At 57.4% G+C, this 26,968-nt stretch carries 28 protein-coding genes; 8 read left to right on the forward strand and 20 right to left on the reverse strand.

Going from position 1 to position 26,968, the window contains the following annotated elements; genetic code table 11:
• Positions 1–230: 230 nt before the first annotated feature.
• Positions 231–587 (forward strand): hypothetical protein, encoded by a 357-nt coding sequence (locus tag HMPREF1207_RS06835; RefSeq protein ID WP_016423531.1) that lies wholly within the window; start codon positions 231–233, stop codon positions 585–587.
• Between the two features lie 257 nt (positions 588–844).
• Here HMPREF1207_RS06835 and HMPREF1207_RS29135 read toward each other — a convergent pair whose 3' ends face one another.
• From HMPREF1207_RS29135 to HMPREF1207_RS06880, 8 genes are all read right to left on the reverse strand, one after another.
• Positions 845–985, reverse strand: a complete 141-nt coding sequence (locus tag HMPREF1207_RS29135; RefSeq protein WP_155977422.1) for a hypothetical protein — start codon at positions 983–985, stop codon at positions 845–847.
• A 136-nt stretch (positions 986–1,121) separates the two neighbouring features.
• On the reverse strand, positions 1,122–1,754 hold the full coding sequence (locus HMPREF1207_RS06850) for a hypothetical protein (RefSeq protein WP_009675447.1): 633 nt from the start codon (positions 1,752–1,754) through the stop codon (positions 1,122–1,124).
• A gap of 102 nt (positions 1,755–1,856) precedes the next feature.
• Positions 1,857–2,195 (reverse strand): DUF3139 domain-containing protein, encoded by a 339-nt coding sequence (locus tag HMPREF1207_RS06855; RefSeq protein WP_009675445.1) that lies wholly within the window; start codon positions 2,193–2,195, stop codon positions 1,857–1,859.
• Positions 2,196–2,361: 166 nt separating this feature from the next.
• Entirely contained in the window at positions 2,362–2,706 is a 345-nt protein-coding gene (locus HMPREF1207_RS06860; protein ID WP_009675435.1) for a DUF3139 domain-containing protein, read from the reverse strand.
• A gap of 192 nt (positions 2,707–2,898) precedes the next feature.
• The gene (locus HMPREF1207_RS06865) at positions 2,899–3,717 is read right to left on the reverse strand and encodes a pyruvate, water dikinase regulatory protein (protein WP_009675440.1); all 819 of its coding nucleotides are present in this window, start codon (positions 3,715–3,717) and stop codon (positions 2,899–2,901) included.
• A gap of 20 nt (positions 3,718–3,737) precedes the next feature.
• A complete protein-coding gene (locus HMPREF1207_RS06870; protein WP_009675446.1) occupies positions 3,738–4,349 on the reverse strand; it encodes a helix-turn-helix transcriptional regulator in 612 nt (203 codons plus the stop codon).
• 90 nt (positions 4,350–4,439) lie between these two features.
• On the reverse strand, positions 4,440–7,130 hold the full coding sequence (gene ppdK, locus HMPREF1207_RS06875; RefSeq protein WP_009675439.1) for a pyruvate, phosphate dikinase: 2,691 nt from the start codon (positions 7,128–7,130) through the stop codon (positions 4,440–4,442).
• The gene (locus HMPREF1207_RS06880) at positions 7,099–7,290 is read right to left on the reverse strand and encodes a GapA-binding peptide SR1P (RefSeq protein WP_009675441.1); all 192 of its coding nucleotides are present in this window, start codon (positions 7,288–7,290) and stop codon (positions 7,099–7,101) included. The genes ppdK and HMPREF1207_RS06880 overlap by 32 nt, the downstream gene beginning before the upstream one ends.
• A 271-nt stretch (positions 7,291–7,561) precedes the next feature.
• Between HMPREF1207_RS06880 and glpX the strand changes: the two genes are divergently transcribed.
• The gene (gene glpX / locus HMPREF1207_RS06885; RefSeq protein ID WP_009675444.1) at positions 7,562–8,536 is read left to right on the forward strand and encodes a class II fructose-bisphosphatase; all 975 of its coding nucleotides are present in this window, start codon (positions 7,562–7,564) and stop codon (positions 8,534–8,536) included.
• 588 nt (positions 8,537–9,124) lie between these two features.
• On the opposite strand, the gene HMPREF1207_RS06890 is transcribed toward glpX, so the two are convergent.
• Positions 9,125–10,045 carry an S-layer homology domain-containing protein gene (locus tag HMPREF1207_RS06890; RefSeq protein ID WP_231392021.1) on the reverse strand — a complete coding sequence of 307 codons (921 nt, stop codon included), beginning with the start codon at positions 10,043–10,045 and terminating at the stop codon, positions 9,125–9,127.
• Between the two features lie 138 nt (positions 10,046–10,183).
• On the reverse strand, positions 10,184–11,182 hold the full coding sequence (locus HMPREF1207_RS06895; RefSeq protein WP_009675443.1) for a M23 family metallopeptidase: 999 nt from the start codon (positions 11,180–11,182) through the stop codon (positions 10,184–10,186).
• Positions 11,183–11,420: 238 nt separating this feature from the next.
• Between HMPREF1207_RS06895 and HMPREF1207_RS06900 the strand changes: the two genes are divergently transcribed.
• A complete protein-coding gene (locus HMPREF1207_RS06900; RefSeq protein ID WP_009676945.1) occupies positions 11,421–12,179 on the forward strand; it encodes a response regulator transcription factor in 759 nt (252 codons plus the stop codon).
• Positions 12,176–13,924, forward strand: coding sequence for a sensor histidine kinase (locus tag HMPREF1207_RS06905; RefSeq protein ID WP_009676951.1), 1,749 nt, complete (start codon positions 12,176–12,178; stop codon positions 13,922–13,924). Before HMPREF1207_RS06900 ends, HMPREF1207_RS06905 begins: the two co-directional genes overlap by 4 nt.
• Before the next feature lie 320 nt (positions 13,925–14,244).
• On the opposite strand, the gene HMPREF1207_RS06910 is transcribed toward HMPREF1207_RS06905, so the two are convergent.
• Positions 14,245–15,552, reverse strand: a complete 1,308-nt coding sequence (locus HMPREF1207_RS06910; RefSeq protein WP_009676959.1) for a purine/pyrimidine permease — start codon at positions 15,550–15,552, stop codon at positions 14,245–14,247.
• Between the two features lie 264 nt (positions 15,553–15,816).
• Here HMPREF1207_RS06910 and HMPREF1207_RS06915 point away from each other — a divergent pair, with 264 nt between their 5' ends.
• The gene (locus HMPREF1207_RS06915; protein ID WP_009676964.1) at positions 15,817–16,800 is read left to right on the forward strand and encodes a ketoacyl-ACP synthase III; all 984 of its coding nucleotides are present in this window, start codon (positions 15,817–15,819) and stop codon (positions 16,798–16,800) included.
• A 202-nt stretch (positions 16,801–17,002) separates the two neighbouring features.
• Here the strand turns inward: HMPREF1207_RS06915 and HMPREF1207_RS06920 are convergent, their stop codons facing one another.
• The 7 genes from HMPREF1207_RS06920 to HMPREF1207_RS06950 form a co-directional block, all read right to left on the reverse strand.
• The gene (locus HMPREF1207_RS06920) at positions 17,003–17,455 is read right to left on the reverse strand and encodes a hypothetical protein (protein ID WP_009676956.1); all 453 of its coding nucleotides are present in this window, start codon (positions 17,453–17,455) and stop codon (positions 17,003–17,005) included.
• Positions 17,452–17,781 (reverse strand): hypothetical protein, encoded by a 330-nt coding sequence (locus HMPREF1207_RS06925; protein WP_009676935.1) that lies wholly within the window; start codon positions 17,779–17,781, stop codon positions 17,452–17,454. The genes HMPREF1207_RS06920 and HMPREF1207_RS06925 overlap by 4 nt, the downstream gene beginning before the upstream one ends.
• Positions 17,782–17,910: 129 nt before the next feature.
• On the reverse strand, positions 17,911–18,201 hold the full coding sequence (locus HMPREF1207_RS06930) for a hypothetical protein (RefSeq protein ID WP_009676955.1): 291 nt from the start codon (positions 18,199–18,201) through the stop codon (positions 17,911–17,913).
• 136 nt (positions 18,202–18,337) lie between these two features.
• Positions 18,338–19,600, reverse strand: coding sequence for a hypothetical protein (locus HMPREF1207_RS06935; protein WP_009676942.1), 1,263 nt, complete (start codon positions 19,598–19,600; stop codon positions 18,338–18,340).
• Entirely contained in the window at positions 19,581–20,408 is an 828-nt protein-coding gene (locus tag HMPREF1207_RS06940; protein WP_009676961.1) for a glycosyltransferase family 2 protein, read from the reverse strand. The genes HMPREF1207_RS06935 and HMPREF1207_RS06940 overlap by 20 nt, the downstream gene beginning before the upstream one ends.
• Positions 20,409–20,647: 239 nt before the next feature.
• Positions 20,648–21,256, reverse strand: coding sequence for a DUF1796 family putative cysteine peptidase (locus HMPREF1207_RS06945; protein WP_009676965.1), 609 nt, complete (start codon positions 21,254–21,256; stop codon positions 20,648–20,650).
• Between the two features lie 28 nt (positions 21,257–21,284).
• A complete protein-coding gene (locus HMPREF1207_RS06950; protein ID WP_009676944.1) occupies positions 21,285–21,914 on the reverse strand; it encodes a DUF1796 family putative cysteine peptidase in 630 nt (209 codons plus the stop codon).
• A gap of 174 nt (positions 21,915–22,088) precedes the next feature.
• Between HMPREF1207_RS06950 and HMPREF1207_RS06955 the strand changes: the two genes are divergently transcribed.
• The gene (locus HMPREF1207_RS06955; RefSeq protein WP_009676962.1) at positions 22,089–22,484 is read left to right on the forward strand and encodes a hypothetical protein; all 396 of its coding nucleotides are present in this window, start codon (positions 22,089–22,091) and stop codon (positions 22,482–22,484) included.
• 108 nt (positions 22,485–22,592) lie between these two features.
• The gene (locus HMPREF1207_RS06960) at positions 22,593–23,057 is read left to right on the forward strand and encodes a hypothetical protein (RefSeq protein ID WP_009676954.1); all 465 of its coding nucleotides are present in this window, start codon (positions 22,593–22,595) and stop codon (positions 23,055–23,057) included.
• 212 nt (positions 23,058–23,269) lie between these two features.
• Here the strand turns inward: HMPREF1207_RS06960 and HMPREF1207_RS06965 are convergent, their stop codons facing one another.
• On the reverse strand, positions 23,270–24,502 hold the full coding sequence (locus HMPREF1207_RS06965; protein ID WP_016423535.1) for a glycosyltransferase family 4 protein: 1,233 nt from the start codon (positions 24,500–24,502) through the stop codon (positions 23,270–23,272).
• 255 nt (positions 24,503–24,757) lie between these two features.
• Between HMPREF1207_RS06965 and HMPREF1207_RS06970 the strand changes: the two genes are divergently transcribed.
• Entirely contained in the window at positions 24,758–25,669 is a 912-nt protein-coding gene (locus tag HMPREF1207_RS06970; RefSeq protein ID WP_009676963.1) for an NAD-dependent epimerase/dehydratase family protein, read from the forward strand.
• Between the two features lie 245 nt (positions 25,670–25,914).
• On the opposite strand, the gene HMPREF1207_RS06975 is transcribed toward HMPREF1207_RS06970, so the two are convergent.
• Positions 25,915–26,955, reverse strand: coding sequence for a glycosyltransferase family 4 protein (locus tag HMPREF1207_RS06975; protein WP_009676947.1), 1,041 nt, complete (start codon positions 26,953–26,955; stop codon positions 25,915–25,917).
• Between the last annotated feature and the right edge of the window lie 13 nt (positions 26,956–26,968).

Below are 26,968 nucleotides of genomic sequence, written 5' to 3' on the forward strand. Positions count from 1 at the left end.
CGCAGCCACCCTTGCCAAGGCACAGAAAACCTTCCGGTCATCCTTTGGGGATAACGGAAGGTCTTTTCTTGTTTGGGGGTGGTTTTCGTATAACGCACAAAAAAACATGAAAATCGTAACTTTCTGCTGTTAAAGGAGTATCGCTTGTAAGAGTCTTCTTACCTGTGTTCTTTTTAGTTGCATGTCCACAAGCATTAAAAATAGTGACAAAATCAAGAAGGCGGTAGACTATGAGAAAAATTTTTATGTCAGCTTTACTTTTGGTTCTTTTGTGTGTTGGTTACCTTTTTTGGTCAGGAACAGCTCAATACACGATTTCACCAGAAGGATATCCAGTCCCACGTAACGCCGTTCTCAAAAAAACCATTCCGGAATCAGCAGGCACCATACACGTTTATAGAGCTCCGGACATTCATCAAACAGATGGCTTGAAAAGTAGCTATAAGAGACAAATTGAAAAACATGGCTGGACTTATGCAGGGGATCTAAGTATGGGCGCAACTTACATGTTTAAGAAATCAGACGGAACCTTATTGAATGTTTCTATTTACGAAGGCGAGTTCTCTATTTGTCATTTACAAAAGTGACCGGATGATAAATTCCCTGAATTTAATCCGTCAACCTCCATTAACTTTTAAATTGCTTGTTCTTTTTATTTTTCGAAATATATTTACTTACCTTTTCAACAATCCAGCCCACACCGTAACAGATAACTAGGCAAATCACGAAAAAATAAAGGCTAACTGGTCTTTCGACGTAAGAGGCGGCTATTGTTATGAGGATGGCGATTAGCACACTATATATTATGTCTTTCATACAAGAACACCTCCTGAAGATTATCAAATTAATCAGCCCATCCCATGAACTCGGTCATAACTTTCTGTGGAGTCGAATAGCTAGAGGTTTGAGTTAAGGCTCTTTGTTTATTTCTTATTTGTGCTTTCACTTGAATGGTCTTTTCTTTTCTTTTCTTTTTGTTTTTCAAAATTAAATCCATCCCGGCCATCAAAATCAGTAAAAAGATAGAATGGATTAAAGGTTTAAGAAAACTGGAATCGTCATAAATAAAGTAAGCTACTATAAAGTTAAGTATCAAAATAATAAAATAGGTCAAAAGTTAATCAACTCTCATTCTCAGAACCCAGGGTCCTCATTTTAGCAACTAAAGCTTCCGCCTCTTTTTGCAGTTCCTCTACCGTGATCTTCCCGATGTCATAATCCCTGTAAGCCTCATCTCCGTGATGCAGATGCTCGACCCAGGCATCTAACAAAGCCCGGTAAGTTACATCCAGATGACGGAGATTACCCGTGGACCCCACATAACCTTTTCCGGCTATAAAAGTCTCAAACCTTACAGCGTATCCGCGCAAATTGCTGCATTCCGGTAGTAAATGTACAACTCCGTCGTAATCCACAACCAGAACATGGTTAACTTCGTCATCGCCATTTTCCAGAACGTTCATGACTTCCTCTTTCGTGAAGAAAATATTTTGGGGAAGGGACGTGCGATGCTGCCTGATGGTGAAAGCCGGTGAACCATACGAATAGGATTCAGACTCGTTATAAATTTTTTCATCATCCACGTAAACTACGGGGTTGTTCTTCATCCATTGTTCGGCAAGATCGTAATCCCTAAATACCGCATCCCCATCTTGTATGGACAAGTTTTGATTAACCTCTTTAAATGTGCCGTCCTTTTGAAGACGATGGGTGTGCACGTATACTTTTCTAATATCTATAGTAAACACGACCATGACAGATTAGTTCATCTCCTCCCTATTAGCCTTTCTCCGGTCAAGCATGCGCGCTCTTGCTCCCGGTGATGCCGTGCCGCTTTGATAATTCCGGTTGATTTGTTATTTTATCAAGCTCGGGTTTTCATCATGTTTGTACTTAGGCAAATTTCCATATTGATCACGAGCCCCTTCTAGTTGATTCCATTTTTCTCCGTTATGGCTGTACACATAGGTTATGTCGGGTTCATCTTTAAATTTAACGTAGACGGGGTACGCAGGAGTTTTACTATGCTTCCCCTTGATACTTAAAATCTCCTCATCGGCATACTTCTTGGTCTCAATCAGGTACTTTCTTAACTCTTTTTCGTAATTGTTGATATTCATTCTAATGTCTATAAAATACCAGGCCGGGAGAACTGCTATTACTCCTAGAAAGTAAAAGATTTTTCTATTTTTCACGAAAAGCCTCCTATTTCACAATTACCATAAGGAATTTTCAAAAGGTAATGCCTTCAAGATATGGTTTCTCACTGTTTCTCACTGATATAAGATGCTAACTAACTACAAAAGCGGGGGGAAGTAGACGAGCCCCACCCATTCATATGTAAGCAAGCAAAAAAAAGGATTATAGCGTCTCTTTGTCGGTATGCTTGCGCAGAATCAGGTGCCAATTGCTATCCAAACCCGGTGGAGCTTGAATGTACTTATCGTCCCTGTATATGTAGAGATACGTGACATCGGGTTCGTCCGTGAATTTTACATAGATCGGATACTTCGGCATCTTGCTGATTTTTGCCTCAATGCTGAGGATTTCCTCCTCCTGGTAGTGTTTCGTTTCGGTTAAATAAGCCAGAATTCCTCTTTCGAGTTTATAAAGGGTGTACCGGGAATAAGCAAAGGGGGAAAGCGCAAGCAGCAGGATAGCGGTCCCGATGATCACAGAGGATTTTTTGATTCGGACAGAAGGCATGAACTTCACTCCTTTTCGCCCAATAGGGCCAGGTCAAGATAATTTCATGCTAATGGTACAACTAAGTAATGTCAAATATTGGATAAGCCAATACTCCCCCTTCTACTTGCTGTCTACAAAAAATCCCAACAAAAAAAAGCCCCCCGGTCCATAACCGGGGAGCTTCACCCAACCGCTCAAGCGGTGGTTTGTTTACGCCTGCAAAAACTCAATGATCAGACCTGCCGTCTCCTCGATGGCTTTGTCCGTCACGTCAATGACCGGGCAGCGGAGCCGCTTCGCAATGCTGCTGGCATGCTCCAACTCTTCGTTGATCCGGTTCATGGTGGCATACTGGGAGCCGAACGGCAGGCCCAGCGTCTTCAGCCGCTCGATCCGGATCTTGAACAGCTTCTCCGCGTTCATGGTGAGGGCCACGATGCGGCTGCCGGGGAACTCGAACAGCTCCTTCGGAAGCTTCACTTCGGGCACGAGCGGGAAGTTCGCGACTTTGTAGCCTTTGTGCGCCAGGAAGATGCTGAGAGGCGTCTTCGAAGTGCGGGACACGCCGATGAGTACGATGTCGGCTTTCATCATCGAAGTCGTATCGCGCCCGTCGTCGCATTTGACGGCGAATTCAATGGCCTCGACCCGCCGGAAATAGGCGTCGTCAAGTTCGTGCATGAGGCCGGGCTTACGGCTCGGCGCCCCGTCGAACGTGTCGATGTACGCCTGCATCATGGGCCCCATGATGTCGATGGCGCGGACGCCCAGGCGGATCGCCTCTTCTTTCATCATTTCCCGCAGTTCAGGCTGGACGAGCGTGTAAGCGACGAAGCCGCCTTCGCGGTGCACTTCCTCCATAATCTCGCGGATTTCATCTTCATGCTTAATGTGTCCGATGCGCCGCATCTTGACGTTGTGGCCGTTAAACTGGCGGATTGTGGCGCGTACGACCGTCTCCGCCGTCTCTCCGACAGAATCGGAGCAGATTGTGATCGTTTGTTGCGCCTCATGTGCATCCTGAACCATCCGGTATGTGTTCCCCTTCCTTACCACTTCCTCGCTGCGTCGAGCAGCACTTTGGTCATTGTTGTTTTGGAGATGCGCCCTACCACTTCCAGAGACGGCGTATCGCTGCCGTTCTCATGCGGCACGACCACAGGCAGCATATCGACCTGGTTCTCCGCCATTTTACGGGCGGCTTCGATGACGTCGTCATCGGGAGTCACCGTAACGAGCTGCGGCTTGCGCGTCATGACCAGCGAAACCGGCATGGAGGCGGCCGCAGGGTTGCCCAGCGTCACTTTGAGCAGATCTTTCGGCGAAATCACGCCAAGCAGCATGCCTTCTTCATCCGCTACGACAAGCCCGCCCACGTTATCTACAAAAAGGGCGACGACGGCGTCGCCCACGGTAGCGGTTTTGCGTACGATGACAGGCATGGACTGCACCTGTTTGACTTTCAGTTTCAGCCCGCCCGCCTGTTCTTCGCGAAACGACTGGTTCGGAAAATAACCGACCTTCGGCTTCGCGTTAATATGGCCGAGCATCACCAGAAGAGACAGATCCGAACGGATCGTCGGACGGCTTACGCCAAGCTGTTCGGCAATCTGCTCCCCGGTTATGGGCGCTTGCTTATGAATGAATTCCAGAATTTCCATCTGGCGCTGAGACAGCTGTATGACTCTCACTCCTCACGGGCGGATTCCCGCAGGTGAATCGGGTATATCTCCATGATATATAAAATGCGGTCAGGATACAATCCTTTGCTGCCCGGAGGCGGCTTTTTCCGCGGCCATCTCGATTTCGGCCTGCGCGGCCGCTATGCGCGCGAGCGGCACGCGGTAAGGGGAGCAGGACACGTAATCGAGCCCGGTTTCCCGGCAGAACCGGATCGACTTCGGATCGCCGCCGTGCTCGCCGCAGACGCCGGTTTTGAGCTTCGGCTTCGCGGCGCGCGCGCGGGTAACGGCCAGTTCGATCAGTTGGCCGACGCCGTCGCGGTCCAGCACCTGGAACGGATTGTCCGGCAGCAGCTTGCTGTCGACGTAATGCGTGAGGAATTTGCCCTCCGCGTCGTCGCGGCTGTATCCGAACGTCATCTGCGTCAAATCGTTCGTGCCGAACGAGAAGAAGTCGGCGTGCTGCACGATCTGCGGCGCGGTCAGCGCGGCCCGCGGCACCTCGATCATCGTGCCGACACGATAATTGACCTGGGCGCGCAGGTCGCCGAGCATGCGGTCCGCGACCTCGTCGACCAGCCCGCGCATAATGCGCAACTCGTTGGCGTGACCCACGAGCGGGATCATAATTTCCGGCGATACGTCGACGCCGTCGTTCAGGCAGGCCAGGGCCGCCCCGAAAATCGCTTCGATCTGCATGCTGTAAATTTCGGGGAACAGGATGCCCAGCCGGCAGCCCCGCTGCCCCAGCATCGGGTTCACTTCGTGCAGGCCGCGGACTTTGCGGATCAGGAACTCCAGCTTCTGCAGTTCGGCATCCGGAACCGAAGTCCCGGCGCGAGCGGCCGTCAGCTGCGCATGACGCGCCACAAGCTCCTCCAGGTTCGGGAGAAACTCGTGCAGAGGAGGGTCCAACAGCCGGATCGTCACGGGCAGGCCGGCCATCGCGCGGAAGATGGCGTCGAAATCGCCCTGCTGCATCGGCAGCAGCTTCTCCAGCGCGGCTCCGCGGGCCGCATCCGAGTCGGCCAGAATCATCTCCTGGACGATCGGCAGCCGCTGCGGGGAGAGGAACATGTGCTCCGTGCGGCATAGGCCGACGCCTTCCGCTCCGAAGCTGCGCGCTTTCGCCGCGTCTTCGGGATTGTCCGCGTTGGCGTACACCTTCATCTGCCGCACGTCGTCCGCCCACTCCAGCATCAGTTGGAGCTCGGCGGACATATCCGCTTCCTTGAGCGGCACTTCGCCGATCATGACGCGCCCCGTGGCGCCGTCGATCGTGAGCCAGTCGCCTTCGCGGATCGCTACCCCGCCGATGGAGGCCTGCTTCTCCTCGCTGTCGATGGCCAGCAGCTCGCAGCCGCATACGCACGGCTTGCCCATGCCGCGCGCCACGACCGCCGCATGGCTCGTCATGCCGCCGCGGGACGTCAGCACGCCTCGCGCCGCGAGCACGCCGTGGATATCTTCCGGCGTCGTTTCCGTGCGGACGAGAATGACGGCTTTGCCCGCACGGGCCCAGGCGTCGGCTTCGTCCGCCGTGAAGACGGCCTGTCCGCAGGCCGCCCCCGGCGATGCCGGAAGGCCCGTCGCCAGCGCGGCCGGAGCTTCGCTTTCATCCAGGCTCGGATGAAGGAGCTGATCCAGGTGCGAAGGCTCTACGCGGAGCAGCGCCTCTTCCTTCGTCAGGATGCCCGCCTGGACGAGCTCCACGGCGATTCTCATGGCCGCTTGAGCCGTTCTTTTGCCGTTGCGCGTCTGGAGCATGTAAAGCGTCCCGTTTTCAACGGTGAATTCGATGTCCTGCATATCCGAGTAATGCCGCTCCAGCAGCTCCGCCATCCCGACAAGCTTCTCGTAAACGGCAGGCATGTCCCCCGCCAGCTTGGCGATCGGCTGAGGCGTACGTACGCCCGCGACGACGTCTTCCCCCTGCGCATTCGTCAAATATTCGCCGAACAGGACTCTCTCTCCCGTGCTCGGATTGCGTGTAAACACAACGCCCGTGCCGCTTTCTTCGTTAAGATTGCCGAACACCATCGCCTGGATGTTGACGGCGGTTCCCTGTTCGTCCGGGATTCCGTTCAACCGGCGGTAAATTTGCGCGCGCTGGTTATTCCAGGAGCGGAAAACCGCTTCGACGGCCAGCCGGAGCTGCTCGTAAACGTCCTGCGGAAACGAAACGCCCGCTCTTTTCAAAATAAGCGCTTTATACGTGCCGATCAGCTCCTGCCAGTCCTCCGCCCGGATATCCTGGTCGGATTCCGTCCCGGCGGCCTGTTTCAGCGCGTGAAGTTTTTTCTCGAACCAGGCTCCCTCGATTCCGAAAACGACGCTGCCGAACATCTGGATCAGGCGGCGGTAGCAGTCATAGGCGAAACGCGGGTTTTGGGTGGCGGCGGCCAAGCCTTCCACCGTGTCGTCGTTAAGGCCAAGGTTTAGAATCGTATCCATCATGCCCGGCATGGACGTGACCGAACCCGAACGGACCGAGACGAGGAGCGGCGAAGCCGCGTCCCCGAAACGTTGTCCTTTGCGCTGTTCAAGCTCCGCCATCGCTTCGCGCACTTCCGCGAGCAGACCGTCCGGCAGCCGGCTTTCTATATAGTAAGCTCTGCAAGCTTCCGTAGTCAGAGTGAACCCCGGGGGAACGGCAAGCCCCGCCCGGGTCATTTCGGCCAAATTGGCGCCCTTGCCGCCAAGAAGTCCCGCTAGTGATTGATTTCCCTCATAAAAATGCATCAGCCATTGCTTGCTCATTGTGTCCCACTCCCTCTTTGTCTACGGCTGCCCGACAGGCGCCATCTTTACATTGCGTGTAATACAAGGTCACTTTCTCCGTATCCAATTCCCCGACGATCTCGTTGCACCATTTGCAGAGCAGAGTTCCCAGCATGACGTCCGATTTCGCCTTGCTCATTGTTTTCATCGCTCCTCTGTGATTGGTTGTTGGTTCTTAATGAAGATATATGACGTCATAATCCCGTTCATGATGAAATCCCTTTCATTCTTTTTAAAAAAGAGGAAAGTTCGTCCCATCGTGAGCATAACATGCAGCATTTGGGCTGCACATTTCAAAATAATCCTCAAACAAGGATTGATTTCACTTATTTTATATCATATATTAGTATTTAGTACAACACATTAATTTATATATGAGTCATATTAAACATGTGGAGGGAAAACAGAAGATGCAGAGAGAACTGTCTTTGGAAATCGTACGTGTGACGGAAGCCGCCGCTCTTGCGGCCGCCCGCTGGATGGGACGCGGGGATAAAAACGAGGCGGACGGCGCCGCAACTGCCGCTATGAGGGAGTCGTTCCGTTCCGTTTCCATGAAAGGAACCGTCGTGATCGGCGAAGGCGAGATGGACGAGGCGCCCATGCTCTATATCGGTGAGAGCGTAGGCAGCGGGGACGGACCGGAAGTCGACATTGCCGTAGACCCCGTCGAAGGCACGGAGCTCGTTTCCAAGGCGCTCAACAACGCGCTCGCGGTTATCGCGGCCGCAGATAAAGGCAAACTCCTGCACGCGCCCGACATGTATATGGAGAAGCTGGCCGTCGGACCCGCGCTCTGCGGAAAGCTGAGCCTGGACGAGCCGCTGGAGAAGACGCTGCGATCGGCGGCCCGCCTGCTCGACAAGAACATCGCCGATCTGACGGTGTCGATTCTCGACCGCGAACGCCATGCGGAGCATATCGCCGTGCTGCGCCGGGTCGGCGTCCGGCTCAAGCTGCTCAGCGACGGCGATGTGGCCGGGGCGATGGCGCCGGCGTTCCCGGAATCCGGCGTCGATCTCTACATCGGCTCCGGCGGTGCGCCGGAAGGCGTGCTGGCCGCGGCCGCGCTGCACTGTCTGGGCGGCGAGCTGCAGGGCCGCCTCATGCCGTCCGGCGAAGAAGACGCGGCGCGCTGCCGCGCGATGGGCATCGACGATCCGGCGAAGCTGCTGCGCCTGCCGGATATGATCGGCGACGACGATGTCATCTTCGCCGCAACGGGCATTACGCCGGGCGATTTCCTGGGCGGCGTGCGCTTTCTCTCCGCGGAGCGGGCCGAGACGCACTCCATCGTCATGCGCGCGAAAACGCGGACGATCCGGTACGTCCGCTCGATTCACCATCTGCCGAGCAAGCCGGTGGCCGTGGCGGTGGTGGGCTAGGTTTAAACGGGCTACGGGTTTCGGGTTTCGGGTTTCGGGTTACCGATTTCGGGTTTGCAAAGCTTACTGGTTTGCAGGTTTGCACTTTCGCTCCCGGCTGACGCACGACTCTCCAGGTGAGGATGCCCGGCAGCGGTGCCGGAAGCGAAACAACGATACGGGAAGCTTGACGATGGCTCTCTCCGATTCCCGGTGGCCGGTGCAATCCCTCTACTCCTGACAGGAGCGCCCCTCCCTTGCACCAATAAACATCAAAAAAGGACGCGATCAGATGATCCGCGTCCTTCTTGGTGTGTCCGGCTGCTGCCAGCGAAAAAATCGGCCGTTTTTCTTGTTCGATCCAGGCGAAATCAATCCCCGTTTCTCATCCGTCATAGAACCGCCGCAGCTTCCGCCCAAGCGACCTTTCTATTATCTTCTACTGCCGCCGCTGACCACGCCCTGCTTATAAACGCCGAACACCTCCCTGAAATCAGGAATCCGATTTCAGGGAGGTGTTCGGGATGCCAGGCATCGCCCTAAGTCCGAGACAGCTGAGGAGCTTCACTCCCCTTCTGCCCGACCTGCGGGACTTTATGCCACGGCCGTTTACTTCGACGGCTTAGCCGTTACCTTATAACCGGCTTTGACCGTGACGGAAGCTTTCGCTTCGGTCATGACGGCCGGATACATTTTGTCCGGGTCGGGCTTGCGCAGCGTGTAGTAGGCTACGGCTTCCGAATCCGACACGTAGTCAACCCGGTCAATGGTAATGCTGTAGCCCGGGTTAGGCTGAAGACCGCGGGAGAGGGTTACCTTGTTAAGCTCATCGCTCTGTTTCTCCACGATGATCTTAACGCCTTCTTCCTCGGAAGGAGCTGTCGCAAGCTCCTCCGCTTTGCTGTGCTTGGCAACGAATTCCATCGCGTTATAAGCCATTACAGCCGCTTCGGCGCGGGTAACGGGCTTCTTCGGATTGAATTTCGACGCATCGTCCAGCTTGGCGATCTTGGTCAGGAGCAGAACCTGAATCGCGTTCATGCTGCCTGGCGTTACTTCTGCCTGATCCGCGATGTTCACGAACATGTTCACAACCGGATAAGGACCTGTTTTCTCCACCGCGGCATGAAGCCATTCGGCGAACTGCTCCCGTGTCAGCGTCTGCTGGGGATCGATATCCCGGCCGATCGGAAGACTGTTCATAGCGGCAATGATGAAAGAATCTGAATACCAGACGTCATCCTTGGCTTTCGTGAAGCTGTCGCTCGCTTTGGGCGCGCGGACGAAACGGATTTTTCCCAGATTCAAATCAAGTGCTTTAACGATCAATTGTACGCCCTGAGCCGCCGTCATCGATGTATTCGGTGCAAATCGGTCGCCGTCCATTCCTTCAACGATTCCTTTCTCTTGCAGAGATTGAATGGCCGCCTCATCGGGACTGCCCTTCAAATCGGAAAACGCGAAGGCCGAGGAACCGAGCGAGAACACGAGCAACGAGGCCAACAGGACGATATTCGTCATTTTTTTCATAATGTTCACCTCCACTCTTTCTGACGAGCCGTTCATGCGATATGTTGCATCTCTTTTACCTATTTTAACCGATTTCATAAATTCCTTCTATAGATAAAGGAGCGGCTTTCGACAAAAAGAATGGAGGACATCCGGCTCTTAACGGACTCCCTTTATGACGTCGCCCTGCTTGGGCGCGGCTCCCCCCTCGAAACGGATGCGGACCGACTTCGACGCGGACAAATCCGCCCCGTCCGCAACGTGAAAATGGATGTGGGGCTCGCTCGTATTGCCCGAGTTCCCGACACGCCCGAGCAGCTGGCCCCGTTCGATTTTGTCCCCGGGTTTTACCGTGATCGTGCCTTTTTTGAAATGGGCCAGAAAGCTGTACTCTCCGTTCCCGTGATCGATGACCACGTGATTGCCGGCGGGATTGTTCTCGTCGGTCTTGCCGATTTCGTTATCCGGATTGCCGTTCTCCACCGCCTTCACGATTCCGGGAGCCGGAGCGATCACTTCCTGGTTGTACGCGTAGTAACTCTCCAGCTTGCCCGGATCGCCCGTGTAGCTGGAAGTTCCCTTGATTTGCACAAGGTCGTAGGCGTACCGCTGGGATTCATGCTCGTAATGATAATTCAGAAGCACGTTCGTTCCGCCCCAGAACACGGTCCACTCCCCCCGGAAAGGAAGAGAAAATTCCGTGCGGCTGAATGCTTCGTCCGAAGCCGGATACGTCTTGAGAGGCACGAATTGAAGCCCCCGGATGATCCCCTTGCCGTCGATAGCGGCCGTCAGCCCTTTTTGCCCGGACTCGTCCGTCCATACGTAACGATCCCCCTCCCCGAGAGGCAATTTGCTCTGCAGCTTATACGCGCGTACGTCTTTATTGAAGCCCCCTGCCAGTTCGCTTAACTGCTCCAGACTCACGTCTTTCTTGAATTCAGGGCTGAAGCGGCTGTAAATCTCTTTGATTTTCCCCTGCAAAAATAGGGCCGCAAGGTTCTCCGGCTCAAACTTCGCCTCTTTCTCCGCATCCGGCGAAGCTGCCGGGGGCGCAGGTGAAACGGCTGAGGAAGGCTCCGTCCTGCCGCAGCCCGCAAGTCCCGGAAGCAGCAGCAGTACCGCTGCCATCCCCCAGATCGTCGTTGTTCGTTTCATTTCTCCCTCTCCTTTACGATTTTTTTAAGAACGCGGAGCCTCTGTCTCGTCTGTCTGCTCCGGCACGTTTAGCGTACCATGCGGACATTACCTCAGCCGAAATGCCGCATTACCGGAAGCTTATTTTCAAAGCCTTCCTCTTCCTCTTTCGTTAAGGTTCCGTTAAGGTGTTGTTTCAGACGGGTTCACCCGATCGTGATATGATGGGAACAAGAATGGAATAAAGGAGCGGTTTTGTATGAAAGAAGCCCGGCTGTTGATCGTCGACGACGAACCGGCTCTCTTGCATATGCTGGAGAAAGTTCTTGCCAAAGAAGGTTTTACGCGGATTAATACCGTCTCAACCGCTGAGGAGGCTCTGGAGGCCTGCAAGCGGCAGACTTATGATCTGATTGTTCTGGATGTCATGCTCCCCGGAAAAAGCGGTTTCGATATTTGCCCGCTGCTGCGGGCCGAAACGGATGCGCCGATTCTTTTTCTGACCGCCAGGGGCTCGGATCTCGATAAACTGACCGGTTTCGCCCTGGGGGGAGACGATTATGTGACGAAGCCGTTCAACCCTCTGGAAGTAGCGGCACGCGTCAAAGCCCGCTTGAGACGAAATGTCCGAACCGCGCCGGAAGCCGGGGGTCCGGGAGCTGCCTATTCGTCGGCGGAAGAAACTCCCGAACACTATGACTACGGACGTTTCCAAGTTCACGTGCAGGCCGGGGAACTCCGGGTGCAGGGTCAAAGCCTGCCGTGTCCTGCGCTCGTGTTCCAACTGCTAGTGTTTCTGTGCCGTCATCCGAACCGGATATTCAGCAAGCAGCAGCTGTATGAGCAGGTATGGGGAACGGACAGCTACGGGGACGACAATACCGTGATGGTGCATATTCACCGCATACGCGAAAGAATCGAGGAAAATCCCGGCGATCCCCGCTTTCTCGTGACTGTGCGCGGACTCGGCTACAAGCTTGTACGCCCGGCGGCCCCGCAGGAGGTACGCGTACCGTGACGGTCCGAAAACGGCTGATTCTCCGTTTTGTCATCCAGCTTGTCACTGTGAGCGGTTTTATTCTGCTGCTGATCGGCGGAGCCGTCGCCTACATGCTCACCGGCATGGCGAAGCTCGAAATGAACCGTGATTTCAGCAAAGCCGGCATGTCCATGCTCGTCCAATCGGTCCGGACAGAGAACGGGAAGCTGATCTTCGACGAGGCTCTGCTGGACAAAACGCTCCGGTTCGGCGGCTGGCTGCAGGCGGTGGACGAAACCGGGGCGGTTATCCAGTCCTACGGGACGCCTGCCGACGTTCCGGCACAGTACGAGCCCGGGCAATTTATCGATTACTGGACGGGGAATAAGCCGTTCCCTTATTCTCTTTTTCTCTGGATCGAAGAAAAAGACGGCCGGACCTATACGCTGCTCTACGGAAAACGCAGCACCGAAAACGTTCTGCTGGACGAGATTCTCGCCGCAGGTCCGCCCGGAGACAAGCAGCCGGAGATACCCGCTTCCATCCGGGAGCGGCTGGACCGATCCGGCGCCGTTCTCCAGCTTCTCGACCGCAGCGGCAAGGAGCTCGCTTCGTACAACCGGCCGGATTCGATCCCCGCGGTCTATACGCTGCAGGATCTCGCGCTCCGCCGCCAATACAGCGAGCGTTACGGGTTCGCCTCCGCTTCTCGCAGCCTGGAGGACGGCCGCACCTGGATCGTCCATGCCCCCGCGCGCGGCGCGGAGCAGAACGTCTTCCCGGCTACGGAAGCGCAGGTCATGCTCACGGCATTCGTCGGCCTGGCCGCCGGGCTGCTTGTGCTGCTCGTCGGAGCGGCGTTCTGGTACGGTCACCGCTTCGGCACGCCGATCGTGCATATCCTCGCTTGGCTGCACCGGCTCAGCCGGGGAGAATATACGGAGCCGGGCGCGGCGAAAGGGAGATCGGGGAGCCGGCGCAGGGACGGGCGCCTGAAGCGGCGCTACCGCCTTTACGGCGATGTGATGCAGTCAATGGAGCATCTGTCCGGCGCTTTAAGCTCCGCCGAGGAAGCCCGCGAGCATCTGGAGCGGACGCGGGACGAGTGGATCTCCGGCATCTCGCACGATTTAAAGACACCTCTGGCTTCCATCAAGGGGTATGCCCATATGCTCGAAACGCCCCACTACACGTGGACGGAACGGGAAATCCGGGAATTTGCGGCTATCATCAAAGATAAGGCGGATTTTATGGATGAGCTGATCGGCGATCTCAGTCTGACTTTCCGTCTCAGCAACGGCGAGAGGCCCCAGGCCGCGGAACAAACCGAACTCAACGAATTCGTGCGCCGCTGCATTCTGGGGGTTGTGAACGATGCGGAGTTCGCCCACGCCAACGTGTCGTTCGAGCCGGAAAAAGAAGCGCTTGTCCGTTCCGTTGACCGGCAGGCGCTCCGTCGCATCCTAGACAACCTCGTGGCCAATGCCGTCCGCCATAACCCTTCGTCCACGCAGATCCGGGTAATCCTTCAGGAAGCGCCGGAGGGAGCCGCTTCCTCGCCAAGGGGTTTCACCCTTCGGGTCGAAGATAACGGAGTCGGCATGGATAAGCAGACCCTGGGTAAGCTGTTCGACCGCTATTATCGCGGGACGAACACGGAAGGCACCACCCGCGGGACTGGCCTCGGCATGGCGATCGCCAGGCAGCTGGCTTTGCGGCTCGGCGGCTCCATTGCGGCGGAAAGCGAGCCGGGACGGGGGACGGCCGTAACGGTGACGCTGTAGGAGCGGCTGCCGCGGCTGAGCGGTGCGCTGGAGTCGCCCGCCTGCTGCACGCCAGCCGGCGGGAGCTGCGCGCCTGGCTCCGCGGGGCCGCGACAGCGGCGCAAGCGGGCGGCGCAGGACCGCGCCGCCGCGGCAGACACTCCCGGGCGACATGCCTGCGGCTCTCGCGTCGGCGATGGTACGCAGGCTGGACGATGGTGCGCAGGCGGGCGGCCGCGCGAGCCGCAGCCGTTGACGCGCGGCAAGCAAAAAAGCCTCTGACAAAGGAGATGCGCATACAACGCATCGGCCTGTCAGAGGCTTTTTTACATACGCACGGCTTACATCGCGGTGGCGTCTTTTTTACGTGCGGAACGTTCCCGGTAAAGAAAAAACTGCTCCAGGACGATACAGACGAGCATACCCAGCACAAGCCCGTTGTTGGCTACTGTGCGGATCAGACCCGGAAGCTGGGCAATCGCCGAAGCGGGGACGAACAAGCTGCCGATGCCGATCATAAGCGACACCCCGATAATAAAATAATCGCGGTCGCCGCCCTTGAGCGAATGATATTCGCGCAGCGCGAGGCCGATCATCGAAGCGAACGGCACGAAGATGACCGCATAGCCTACCGGCATCGGAAGGGAAGTGAAAATGGCCGTGACCGGCGGGAACAGGCTGATCAGCACCATGCCGGCGGAGGCCAGCACAAACGGCAGCCGCTGAACCAGCCCCGTCGTCAGGATGAAACCCGCGGTTCCGGAAATCGGCACGCAGCCCATCGCGGAAAACAAGCCTCCGAGCGCCGTCGAGACGCCCATCATCAGGCTGGTGCGGTTGTAGTTCACGGGGGCTGCGGCCGCGTTTTTGTCGCCGGATACTTTTTCCACGACCTGAATGCTTGCAATGAGGTTCGCGAGCAGCAGCAGACCGATCAGGACGGACGTCGGCAGAATGCCCGCATCCCACTGGGGAAGTCCCCACTCGAAAATTCCCGGCAGGGCGAACGCCGCATCCGAAGCCGGTACGTCCGGCGCGATACCCAGCAGCATAAACAGGACCCACCCCGTCAGCAGCGAAAGCAGAATCGAGTAATTCCGGAGAAACCGGCTGCGGGTCCGCGGTAGGAGCATCGAAAGCAGAAGCACGGCGAAAGCCGGCAGGGCAACCCGAGAATCCACGGCATCCTGCAGATAGCCGATTCCAAGCAGTCCTTTCATAAAAGAGCCGCTGAGCTGGGCGACCAGAATTAGCAGGTACGTGCCTGTAACGAGAGGCGTGAACAGCTTGCGGATTTTTCCGATCCACCCCAAGGCACCGAGCAGCAGGAACAGCGCCCCCGTCAGAAGCATGCCCATTTCAAGCTGGCGAAGACCGTCCGCGAGCGCCAGGGCACCCGAAGAGATCAGGCCCGCGTACACAACGAAAATACCCCACCACAGGCCGGCGGGGCCTTCCATCATCGGCAGTTTGTGGCCAAAAAGCGTTTGCAGCAGGGCGGAGACGCCGATCAGCAGAAAAGTCCGCTGCATAAACGTCGCGATATCCGCGGGCGGCAGGTGCAGCGCATTGCCTACGGCAAGCGGAGCGACCAGGCTCCCGGCCAGAATAAAGGCCAGCCACTGAATCGTAGAAAAAAACAATTTCATCGGAACAAGACTCCTTGTCGGGCTCGACTATAAACAAATCTTTACAGTCTTAAGGTATGTTAAAAAAATAATCATATCCCACCCGGACAAAGTTTGGCAAGAAATCGGAAAAAAACTTTTTGCCGGGTAATAAACGAATCCGTCCGCATTTGAAATAGAAATTTCACGGGAAGTTAGCCGATTGACAGAGGGGTCTTTTTTAGTGTACATTAATTTTAGTACCTGGTACTAATATCAACTACTATATTTTGATGAGGTGATCGGATGAACTCGAAAGCACGAATTTCCGCGGTCGGCAGCTATGTTCCCGAGAAAAGATTGACGAACTCCGACTTGGAGCGCCTGGTAGAAACGAACGACGAATGGATCGTCCAGAGAACCGGCATGCGGGAAAGACGGATTGCCGCTCCCGGAGAATATACGAGTCACATGTGCATCTCCGCCATCGATAACATGATCGCCGAATATGGGGTTTCTCTGGAGGATGTGGATCTGATCCTGACGGCGACCAACACGCCGGATCTTCCTTTCCCTACGGTATCCTGTCTCGTACAGGCGCATTTCGGCATCCCGTCGACGGGCGCTCTCGACCTGAACGCGACCTGCGCGGGCTTCGTTTACGCGCTTCATACGGCGAACGCTTTTATTACGGCGGGCCTGCACCGCAAAATTCTCGTGCTCGGCGCCGATCACATGTCGGCCATTACCGACTATACGGACCGTACCACGTGCATTCTGCTCGGCGACGGTGCGGGGGCCGCTCTCGTTGAGGCTGCGGAGGGCGGGGCTCCCGGCGCTTTCCTTGGGCACCATCTGGGATCGGACGGTACGGGCGGCGTGCATTTGTACCGGTCCGGACTGGCGGACCGTCTCGGGGAGAAGATCTTGGAAGGTGCCGGGAAGCTTGTCCAAAACGGCCGGGAAGTGTACAAATTCGCCGCCGGCACGGTCCCCAAGGGGGTAAGCGCACTGCTGGATTCGGCCGGTATGGCGATGTCCGAGGTAGACTGGTTTATCCCGCACAGCGCTAATCTGCGCATTATCGAATCCGTCTGCGAGCGCATGGATTTCCCTGTCGAGAAAACGCTGTACAGCCTGGAGTATTACGGCAATACCTCGGCGGCCACCATTCCGCTGTCGCTCCATATGGGGTTGAAAGAAGGCAAAATCAAACCGGGCGATCTGCTGCTTCTTTATGGCTTCGGCGGCGGACTGGTACATGGCGGACTGCTCGTGCGCTGGGGATGAGAAACCCGCTGCCTGCCGCATCTGCCCCTTCTGCATTCTCATCTGCCGCCAGATCGGCGCAGCGCCCGCTTCCGCACCAGCTCATGCTCTAGCGCTTTTGCTTGCGCATCCGCCTGCTCCCGCTCCAGCTTCCGCCCCCGCTTTCCCGCTCACACCGGCGCGCATATGCCGACGCAAGCGGCGGATCCCGCTACCGCCGGGCTCAACCGGCCGGCGCGGAAGCCGCCGCTCCTTCAGCGTTTCCCCCGGGCTCTTCCCCGCCGGGGCAGACAAGCGCCCGCGTGCCCGAACGGACCCGCTGCCGCGTGTTCAGCCACGGCTTCGCGGCGGTCTTCGACCGGCGGCGGCGCGGCTGCAGCAGCAGGTCGATTTTGCGCTGCAGCACGAAATGATAGGCGGCCAGCGTCTGAAGAAGCCCGCTGGCCGCGGAATCGGGCCGCCGGCCGCCGGGAAACTCCTCCGGCGGAAGCAGCAGATCGGCGGGCTGATTGACGCCCGCCGTACCCGATTCTCCGCAAGAGGAGCCCGCGTCCGGCACAGCGGCTACCGGCAGTGCGGCGGCCGCCTCGGTTACGCGCATCATCGCCCGCTGGCTGCGGGCCAGAGCCTGCAGCATCTCGAGCTTCCAGGCATCCTCCGTCAGGCGCGGGTTCATTTGTTTCCGCCTCCGAGTAAATCGGAGTAATCGCCCATACCACCGCCCTGATTTTCCTGTTCCCCGATTACAATTTGCAGATGCTTGCCAAGCGACTGTTCCATTCTCGTCATCGCCTCGATCAGCTCGATCAAACCGTCGTGAACTTCCAGCGGCTGCTGCACCTGATCCTGATGCGTGGCAAACTGCTGCGCCGTCAGATGACTGCATATCCACGCTTTCGATTTCTCGGCTTCCGCCGCCTTCGCTTCCAGTATGGACGCGATGCTCACCTGCATTTGCGCCACGGACTGGAGAATCCGTACATAGGAGACTTCCCTGCTCACAAGCTCCGCCCGCCTTTCTTTTTCATGCCTTGCGTACTCTGCCGTATCCGTCCTCCGCCTCTTCCCGCTTCGGCTTTCGGCATCCTTCCGACGTCCGTCTTTCAGCTTACGGCTCCCGTCTTCCGGAGGCTATTCGTGCTCTTCGCGGCTTTCCAATTCCTTCACGGCGAGCCCGAGGTTGGTCGCCAGCGCTTCCTCCAGATCCGCGAGCGAGGACAAGTAACTCGTCACATTCCGTGTGACGTTAACCGATTGGTTCATAAGCGTTTCGATATCCGCAAACGCCGGGTTCTTATCCGGAATTTGACCGATCAATCCCGCCATATGCGCGGCTACCTCGCTTTTATAATGAAGAATTTTGGCGAGCTCCAGATGGGATCTGGAAATATGCCGCACCAGCGTGTCTTTTTCGCGCTCCATCCCGTACCTCCTTTCCTGTAACGTCCGGATTTCTTTATTCAAAAGTATATGCACGGAGAACCGCCGGTGTCCGCGGACAAGCGACGGCGCTTGCAGTCGGACCGGACTCGGCGGACCCCGCTTCCTTAATTCCCGCTCAGATGCTTTCCCGTGAAAAATCTCCCGAAACGGTCGGCTCCTCCGCTATACCCGGAGAGTCCGCACCCGCAGCGTAACCCCGGCGGCGCCAGTTGTCCGGATAGAAAAGCCTCGGACCGAGCCTTTCCATGGCGAGCCCGAGCGCTTCCAGGTGATCGGACGCCCGGCTCCGGTCCAGCCAGGCGAAAGGCCGGACGCCCCTCGCGGACCGCGTATCCCCGCCGGAAAGCCGCACGGAAGAAACCGCGAGGCCTTCGATCAGTGCGGCTCCATGCGCTTTGGCGGGATGGGCAAGCTCCGCGCCGAGCTTCGTCACCGCCTGACGGGACAGAGCGTGGGGCAGCACGGTCAAGCTGTCCGCCTGCAAATCCCGGCGGCCCAGCGCGTAGTTGACGAACTGCTTCGCCATGACTTCGGGCGGGCGCTTGTGAAAGAGAGGCAGCTGCGCGGAAATGCCGCACAAGGCCGCATCGCTCCCTCTGGCGATCGCACCGGCAAGCGCCGCTATTTCCTCCGCCGCAGAAGACACGGACGCATCCAGGAACACCAGGATATCGCCTTCCGCCGCTTCCGCTGCCGCCGGTCTTTCTTCTCCGCCCCCGGATACGGTCCCGGCGGACACGCCTCCCGCGCCAACAAGCTTCACTTCCGCTCCCAGGCGCGGGGCCGCAAACGATTGAACCAACTGCGGGGTAACCGCCTCGTCACGCGAAGCGAGGATAACCTCGTGCAGAGCCAGCCTCTCCAGCTCCCCGAGCAGTCTCAGCAAGGGCGAATCCTGCACAGCGAAGGCTTCCGGTCCCGAGCCGTGTAAAAGAATGACGGCGGAAACCCGCTGATCCGAAGGAAACGGAAACCAGCCCTTGTCCGGCAGCCCCGCTCTCTCGCAATAGCCCTGGGCAAAAGCCGACGCGGCAGCCGCATATTCCGGTCCCGCGGGATTCAGACCGTTCAGCACTCCGCCGTGGCGGGCCCAGAGATCGTTCATCTGTCTGCGCGCCGCCGCTTCATCCGTCCGGCAGGAGCCCGCTTCGTCTCCGTCTACGGAAGCGGACCGGACCGGTAAGCCTGCGGCCAGCAGACCTCCAAGTCTCCGTCCGGCTGCCGCAAGCTCGGCAATCCGCCGTCCCTTCAGGGACGTTCCCGCCTTTGTCTTCGCGCCGGTTTTCCCGGGATTTCCGCTGCGGGTCCGCATCCGGCTTCGCGGCTTCTGCCCTCTCGCTGTGCCGGACGGCTTCTTCTTAGTCGTCATCCGCTTCATCCGCTCCCTCCTTCCCTATCTCTGTCGGGAGAGGCTCCGCCGCCCCTTCCGAAAACGCCGCGGCTTCGATCCAGGCATGCAGCGCTTCCAGGTGATCGCCTAGGATCAGATCCCCCACGGGATCGCTTCCGGCGCTTTTTCTCCTCCTGGGATTCTTGGCTCCCACGGCCGCATATACCGCGGCCTTGACGTTCAGCCCCTTACGCAGCGCAAGCGCAAGCGCCTTGGGCGGGACGGCGAGCGCCTCCGCCCCGATATCGCTTATCGCCCTGCGGCTTAACGCGTGTGGAATCGTCGTCAGCGACGTTCCCGCCAGGTCCGGCCGGTCCAGCATGGCGGTCAGCGCATGCTTGGCAAGGACAACGCGGTGGACGCTGTCGCGCTTGACCGGGCCGATGTAGGTGTTCATGGCCACATCGGCCCCGTTCTCCACGGCTTTGACGAAAGCCGAGAGCTTTGCGGCGGGAATCACGATATCCCCATCCGTAAAAAGAACAATATCGCCTCGGGCCGCCCGCGCTCCGACGGCCCTGCCGACATCATGGCCGAGCGCCGTATCGAACGCGATCATTCTCGGCCCCATTTTCTCCACGATGCGGCGGGAACCGTCCGTAGAGCCGTTCACTACGGCTATCACCTCCACGCTTGGATGAACGCGATACGCTTCCCTTATGACAGCCGCAAGAGACCGCCGCTCGTTATAGACCGGAATCACCACGGACACTTTCGGAGCGGGATCGTTGCGGTACGTGTGCAGGCTTCTTCCGCCCCTGCTTTGCGCAAGCGGTGTCTTCCGTCTCTTCTTCACCTGCCGCTCACCTCCGTCCTCTTCTCTGCGGCATCTTCTGTCATATCGTATGGGCCGGGTCGCCGGATCGGGAGGGCGGATGTGGAGACGCGCAAAAAAAAGGCTGTCTTTTCCGCCGGAGTAAGCGTGACCCTGCCTTTTGAAATGAGCCTGGACACCCGTCTTGCGGAACCGGCAGCGAACTGCCGGCACAACCCCCGGAGAGCGGACGGCTCTTTAGGGACCGCCCGTCCCCGGGTTTAGCCGAGGCTGACGTCTTTGAAAAGCGTATCCCAACAATCCGGGTTGATGCTGTAGCAGCCGACCGCACACGTCCGGGGGAGGGGCCACTGCAGGTCTGTGATGCCGTCGGCGTTGCTGTGATTGATCACCAATACCCGGTAATCGTAATTCACCAGCCCGTTCAGCACCCGCTCCAGCTCCCGCGCCTCCTCGTAAGACGCGTTCGTGCGGACAAACAGCAGCCGTTTGCCGTACGTCAGGTAATGCAGGGTCCGGTAGATGCGGCGGTCAAGCCTGCTCCTGAATTCCGGATATGAAGCCAGATGGAAAATATGATTTTGATTTTGCGGAAAATCATGCGCTGAAATAATCCGGGATTTTCGATCCTTAACCAGAAAATTGCCGCCTGCGTAATCGACCCCGATCGCTTTCAGATTGGGGAGCTCCATAAAGCCTTGGAATCTGTTTTCCAATACCCCGCTTATGTCTTCCAATTCGGATATCATCCAGTCGAATACACCCGAATACGAACGCAGGTTCATTCTTTTCAACTGAATGGAAGGGGTGCAATTCTCTCCCAGGCTGTAAATCAAATCGTACTTTCCGGCTATTCCGCTTAAGTCCATGGACGCCCCTTCTCCCTTCTACCGCGCCTTATTTCAAGCTGATATCGGCAAAAAAAGTATCCCACCAGCGGTCGCTGTTAAAATTCCAGATATCCGCATAGGGGACCTGGACGGCGCACGTATGCGGCAGCGGCCAGTCTAGTTCGACCAGGCCCGGTACCTGTTCATATTCCACCAGCAGGATCTTGTATTCATGCGTCACAAGCCCGTTCAGCACCTGCTCCAGTTCGGCCGTCTCCTCGTACGTTCCATGCATGCGAATGAACAGGATACGCTTTTCCTCGCTTAATTTTTTTAAAAACCGGTTAATCCGGCGGTTCAGCTTTTCCTTGAATTCTCCGTAGGTGAAAAGATGCTCCGGCGAATTGCGGTTCACCGGGAAATCGTGGACGGATATGACGCCGTATGCGGAATCCTTCACTTGATAATTAGGCTGAAGGGTAACCGGCTCCACCACGCTCATATGGGCAAGCTCCATAAATCCGTCAAACCGTCTGCCCAGCAGCCGGTTCACGTCCGCGAGCGAATCCGACATCATCCAATCCAGCACCCCTGCGGAAGAGCGTAGGCCGTGCTTTTCCATTTGAATCGCCGGCAGGCAGTTTTGTCCAAGGCTGAATACGGAGTCGTAGCTCCCCGCCAAGTCCTGTAAACGCATCGTACCCCCTCCTTTTGGCATCCTTTTGTATACAATGCGCGAAGGAGACGTTCAGCGTGGACCCCCGTCCTTGCCCGGAAAAATGGACGCGCACATCCAATCCCCCGCCGCGTCCCGGCATATTCTGTAGAAAGGATGTGAGCTGCGAGCATCCGGAACACGGAGGTAAACGTCATGTACAAGTACTATCAGAAGGTGGAAATAGATCCGCATACCCATGCGCTGCCGCTTCAAGCGGGCGATCAGGAAGTGTTCCTGTGCCCCCTCTATTTGTACGGAATTACGCCGGGCAGCCGGATTCTTTTTAAAGTGAGCATCGCCTGGAGCAACCCCGTCACTTACGACATCGGTGAGCTGGAAATCAACATACGGCGCGACCATCCGGGCGGACCCGTTGTCGAGAGCAGCGAAGATTCGCGCTTCCGCGGGGGGACAGCCAAGATGGAAGGGGAGGACGAAGGGGGCGCGGCCGAAATCGCGGTTTATTACCTGACCGTGCGCTCGCCCGGAGGCAAAGCGCTGATCGAAGGCCCGATTGTGTTCGAGGGATTTGTTCTGGAAGAAAACTGACTCCCGTGAATTGGTTGTTTTTATCAGTCTACTTGTCCATTTCGAAAGAGCCGGTAAGTGAATTTACTAATCTTGTAAGTATAATTTTTCAGAAGGGGATGACATACCATGGCTACCATTTTGGACTATCAGACTAATGATGCTCTCATAGGCGGAGGTTCCCTGCCTTTTCCGGTGACGAATCCGCTGCTGGGCGGCGTCGAGCTCGAAGTCGCCACCATTAACCTGACGCCTGCGGCGACTACCAATCTTCTCCGTTTCGAGGGAACGATCGGCTGGCAGCCCGACCTTCTTCTCGCCACTCCGCTGCTCCCGATTCTGCAGGTCAGAATCCGCGTAGGCAGTCCGACGGGAACCGTCATTTACGAGACGGACGATTCGGCCCTGATCGGTACAGGCGTGCTGACGACCATCACGGACAACATCTTGACGGTTTCGTTCCAGCATTCGATTCAAGCTTCGGTCGTTCCGGCCGGTTCGCAGTCCTATTTCTTGACCGTTGCCGTTCGCGGACTGGGCAGTATATCGATTCGCGGACCCGTTCACTTCGGGGCATTCGTTATCGCTCCGTAACGGAATCTTTTGCGGCAAAGGCAGACAGGAAGCTATCCTGTCTGCCCTTTTTTGTATCTAGCGCTGCGGCTTACACAAAAAAACCTCACATTTAACGCGAGGTTTTTTGGCGTTTATCGGCATTTATCGCCGTTATCGGCGTTTGTCGGCATTATCGGCGTTCTCTGCGTTTGTCGGCGTTGTCGGCGACAATCGGCGATTACCCGCGTCCGCTAAAATCGTCCCCGGCTGTGTCCGGCCTCCAGATAGGCCTTTACGAAATGCTCCGTCATCCGGTCCAGGGACCAGCGCTCACAGCCCGATAGACGGGCGGCTTCGCCCATCTTCAGCCGGAGTTCGTCGTCGGCAAGCAGCAGCTCCAGGTGGTAGGCCAGCGTATCGGTGTCGCCTACCATAGAGACAAACCCCGTCTCGCCGTGCTCGACCATTTCCGGCAGCCCGCCCGCATTGGAGACGACGGCCGGCTTGCCTGCCGTCTGCGCTTCCATGACGGCAAAGGGCTGGTTATCCTGCACGCTCGGGTGCACGAAGATATCCGAGAGCGCCAGGATGGCCGGCACGTCTTCCCGGTGCCCCAGGAACAGGACATCGCCCTCAAGACCGGCAGCCTGCACCTGAGCGATCAGCTCATCGCGTTTGTCGCCGTCGCCGATCAGCCAGCAGAGCCAGTCGGAGCGTCTTTGTTTCAAGTTGGCCAGGGCACCGATCAGAAAGTGAATACCCTTGATCGTTTCCAGACGCGCCGGGCACACAATCAGTTTTTTTCCTTCCGGACGGACCAGGGGGGTGCCGGCGGCGAGCTTGCGCGCGAACGGCTCCATATCGAATCCGTAGGGCGATACTTCGATATGCCCGGCGGGTACGCCGTATTCCCGGGAGAGGACGTTTTTCAGCCAGTGGGAGGCCGTTACCGCCTTCTCCGCCGCCATAGCGCCGTGATATTCAAGCGTGCGGTAATAGAGGTGCGCAAGCGGCCGCAGCGTCTCGGAATCCAGTCTGCCGTCCTCATCCAACAAGATTTTGATTTCCCTTGCCAGAGATCCGTGAAGGCTCGCCACCAGACCGGTGCTTGGGGGCCTTACCCGGTTTAATGCGAGCGAGGCAATCACGTCCTGGGCATGGATGACGTCGTACTGCTGAAGTCCGAATGAAGCTGCGGCCAATTCCATGCAGTAGCGGTCCATTTCCACCCGGCGCACGAGCGGGTCCTGATGGAGGACCGGCAGCGTGTTCCGGTTTAATTTTGCCTGAAGCATGTGCATCAGATCGTCTTTCATCACCTTTTGTCCGGTTCCGTAGATGTAATATTTGGGTTCGTCGGGTCCGTTTCCCATCAGATCGACCTGATGCCCCCAGTTTTCCAGCCGGTTCTTGAGCTGAAGCATGAACGGCCATACCCCGCCGATATGGGGAATCGGCCAATAGGTCGCGAGCAATATTTTCAAGAGCCTTCCCCCCGTTTCGCCTCTGTTTCCTTCTTTACCGGCGTCCCTGCAGCCCGCACCGTTTGCGCGGAGAACAAGCATCTTCTTTTATCATATGGACGGGATAACGGGATTGACATGGAGAGCGGCCTCTATCCTATAAAAAAGGCGGCGGAAACGTGCAGGACCGGCCGATTCGTCCGCTTGCGCCCGGACCTTCGCCCCCCTGCTTTCATACCATATGGAGGATACAAGCACAGAGAAAAGAGGTGCGTTATGAAAGCCTTAGTCACCGGAGGGGCGGGCTTTATCGGCTCCCACTTGGCGCAAGCGCTCGCGGACGGGGGCCATGAAGTCCATGTGCTCGACAACTTGTCGAGCGGAAGGGCCGAATGGGTGCCCGGCCAAGCCGTTCTTCATGTCCTGGAACTAAACAGCCCGGAGCTTCACGAGCTTGTCGAACGTATCCGCCCCGAAGTCGTGTTCCATCTGGCCGCTCAAGCCGACGTTCAGAGATCCATAGCCGATCCGGCTTTTGATGCGCAGGTCAACATTACCGGAACGGTGTCGCTCCTTGATGCTTGCCGGAAATCGGCTGTGCGGCGGTTCGTCTTCGCTTCGACGTCCGGGGTGTACGGAGACAGCGTGCACGAAAAATTAACGGAGGATATCCCGGCCGCGCCCATTTCGTACTACGGTCAGTCGAAGCTTGCAGCGGAAGGATATATCCGGATTTTTCACAAGCTGTACGGACTGCCTTATACGATTCTCCGTTATGGAAACGTGTACGGCCCGAGGCAGACGCCCAAAGGGGAGGGCGGCGTAGTCGCCGTGTTCCTGCAGCAGCTGCGCCGGGGGCAGCCCATCACGATTCACGGAGACGGCGGGCAGACCCGGGACTTCGTCTATGTCCGGGACGTGGTGGAGGCCAATCTGGCGGCCGCCGCATCTACGGGCTGCGGGCTCTACCATGTCAGCACAGGCCGGAGCACGACCATCCGGCAGCTGGCCGAGCTCATCCGCGAGACCCGGTCAGCGCCTGTTCCCGTCCTGTTCGGCGAAGCCCGGCCCGGCGATATCCGGCACAGTTGTCTGGACAACCGCCGGATACGGGAAGAGCTGGGCTGGAGCCCCCGGTACCGCATCGCCGACGGGCTGCGGGAAACCTGCGCCGCGTTCCTGCCTTAAGCCGGCCGCGATTTGCAGGCACCGGACGGAAGCCGACGCCGTGCCTGCGCCGTGCCTGCGCCGTGTCGCGTCGTTCCTGCCATGTCTCGCGGGTCCCGTACCGGTGCCTGCCATGTCTCGCAGGGGTCCCGTACCGGTGCCATGCCGTCTCGGTCCGGTGCCGATACCGCGTCGTTGCCCGAAAAAAAAGCCCCGGTCTATTCCGGATAATCCGGAATACCGGGGCTTGCTTTTTTGCGAAACAGTCAGCGGCTGTTCCAGATATCGTGGATAGCTTGGGCGAACGCATCCACGCTTCTGGCCCACGGCCATTGATAAGAATCATACTGGCCCTGGAGAGCCAGACGGGCCCGCAGCTCCTTATCGTGGATCAGCCGGACGATGTCTGCCGCCAGTCGGTTCTGGTACCGGTAGGAAAGGAGGCAGTTGCGCTCGTGCCGCGCATAATCCGCATTCCCGCCCGAATACGTCGTGACGAGCGCCGCCCCGCATCTCATGGCCTCCAGGCCGGGCAGCGAACCGGAATCGTAGAGCGAAGAGCTGACGTAGATATCGGTTTTGTTGTAGAGGTAGCGCAGCTCCTCGTCGTTATTGGGCAGGCAGAATTGAAAACTGCCCGTATCGCGAAGGCGCTGCAGACTCGGTGCGGTATGAAATTCGTCGGGCGGGCAGATCAGATTGATTTCCGTATCGGGATAATGGTGTTTGACGAACGCGAGCTGGCTGACCAGATAATCCTGGTCGCGGTGCCAGGCAATCCCTCCCTCCGAATTGCGGACGACAGCGGAAATTTTGACAGCGGGCGGGGTGGATTCCCGGAGGTTCAGATTTTGCATGAACGGCCCGAGTCCGATCGGAACGATATGTCCGCGGATGCCGTGATTGAGCTCGATCAGCTTCTGCTGCCACTCGGACAGTACGATAAGATGCGGCGTCGTATGATACGTGGGGAACGTGATATGATCGTCCGGCAGAAAAGTCGGTTCGTAGCAAAGACTGAACCGGGCATGAACGCTCCGGTCTCGCGCGCTCGCTTCCACGCATGCGGGCACGGTCGTGTAGAAGTTGGAGATCACCACGTCTCCGGGCGGGATATCATCCGCGTCCAGCGTAATACTGTGACGGCCCCGGACAATCCGGGCCCGGATATCGAACTTGACTTCGGCATGAGCGGGCATCACGATGGTGACGTCATAACCGCGGTCCGCCAATCCGTTCGTAATTTCCGCCAGCATCCGCTGGGCCCCGCCGAAATTCAAGGTGAGGATAGGAAACACCAGCCTCATGCTTTTCCTCCTT

It is taken from the genome of Paenibacillus sp. HGH0039 (assembly GCF_000411255.1).
Lineage (GTDB): Bacteria > Bacillota > Bacilli > Paenibacillales > NBRC-103111 > Paenibacillus_F.

Excerpts from the sequence above, each read along its gene's own strand:
- HMPREF1207_RS06835 (WP_016423531.1), top strand. The coding sequence starts at position 231 with ATGAGAAAAATTTTTATGTCAGCTTTACTTTTGGTTCTTTTGTGTGTT.
- HMPREF1207_RS06850 (WP_009675447.1), bottom strand. The coding sequence starts at position 1,754 with ATGGTCGTGTTTACTATAGATATTAGAAAAGTATACGTGCACACCCAT.
- HMPREF1207_RS06860 (WP_009675435.1), bottom strand. The coding sequence starts at position 2,706 with ATGCCTTCTGTCCGAATCAAAAAATCCTCTGTGATCATCGGGACCGCT.
- HMPREF1207_RS06865 (WP_009675440.1), bottom strand. The coding sequence starts at position 3,717 with ATGGTTCAGGATGCACATGAGGCGCAACAAACGATCACAATCTGCTCC.
- HMPREF1207_RS06870 (WP_009675446.1), bottom strand. The coding sequence starts at position 4,349 with ATGGAAATTCTGGAATTCATTCATAAGCAAGCGCCCATAACCGGGGAG.
- ppdK (WP_009675439.1), bottom strand. The coding sequence starts at position 7,130 with ATGAGCAAGCAATGGCTGATGCATTTTTATGAGGGAAATCAATCACTA.
- HMPREF1207_RS06880 (WP_009675441.1), bottom strand. The coding sequence starts at position 7,290 with ATGAGCAAGGCGAAATCGGACGTCATGCTGGGAACTCTGCTCTGCAAA.
- glpX (WP_009675444.1), top strand. The coding sequence starts at position 7,562 with ATGCAGAGAGAACTGTCTTTGGAAATCGTACGTGTGACGGAAGCCGCC.
- HMPREF1207_RS06890 (WP_231392021.1), bottom strand. The coding sequence starts at position 10,045 with ATGAAAAAAATGACGAATATCGTCCTGTTGGCCTCGTTGCTCGTGTTC.
- HMPREF1207_RS06895 (WP_009675443.1), bottom strand. The coding sequence starts at position 11,182 with ATGAAACGAACAACGACGATCTGGGGGATGGCAGCGGTACTGCTGCTG.
- HMPREF1207_RS06900 (WP_009676945.1), top strand. The coding sequence starts at position 11,421 with ATGAAAGAAGCCCGGCTGTTGATCGTCGACGACGAACCGGCTCTCTTG.
- HMPREF1207_RS06910 (WP_009676959.1), bottom strand. The coding sequence starts at position 15,552 with ATGAAATTGTTTTTTTCTACGATTCAGTGGCTGGCCTTTATTCTGGCC.
- HMPREF1207_RS06915 (WP_009676964.1), top strand. The coding sequence starts at position 15,817 with ATGAACTCGAAAGCACGAATTTCCGCGGTCGGCAGCTATGTTCCCGAG.
- HMPREF1207_RS06920 (WP_009676956.1), bottom strand. The coding sequence starts at position 17,455 with ATGAACCCGCGCCTGACGGAGGATGCCTGGAAGCTCGAGATGCTGCAG.
- HMPREF1207_RS06930 (WP_009676955.1), bottom strand. The coding sequence starts at position 18,201 with ATGGAGCGCGAAAAAGACACGCTGGTGCGGCATATTTCCAGATCCCAT.
- HMPREF1207_RS06935 (WP_009676942.1), bottom strand. The coding sequence starts at position 19,600 with ATGAAGCGGATGACGACTAAGAAGAAGCCGTCCGGCACAGCGAGAGGG.
- HMPREF1207_RS06945 (WP_009676965.1), bottom strand. The coding sequence starts at position 21,256 with ATGGACTTAAGCGGAATAGCCGGAAAGTACGATTTGATTTACAGCCTG.
- HMPREF1207_RS06950 (WP_009676944.1), bottom strand. The coding sequence starts at position 21,914 with ATGCGTTTACAGGACTTGGCGGGGAGCTACGACTCCGTATTCAGCCTT.
- HMPREF1207_RS06955 (WP_009676962.1), top strand. The coding sequence starts at position 22,089 with ATGTACAAGTACTATCAGAAGGTGGAAATAGATCCGCATACCCATGCG.
- HMPREF1207_RS06960 (WP_009676954.1), top strand. The coding sequence starts at position 22,593 with ATGGCTACCATTTTGGACTATCAGACTAATGATGCTCTCATAGGCGGA.
- HMPREF1207_RS06970 (WP_009676963.1), top strand. The coding sequence starts at position 24,758 with ATGAAAGCCTTAGTCACCGGAGGGGCGGGCTTTATCGGCTCCCACTTG.
- HMPREF1207_RS06975 (WP_009676947.1), bottom strand. The coding sequence starts at position 26,955 with ATGAGGCTGGTGTTTCCTATCCTCACCTTGAATTTCGGCGGGGCCCAG.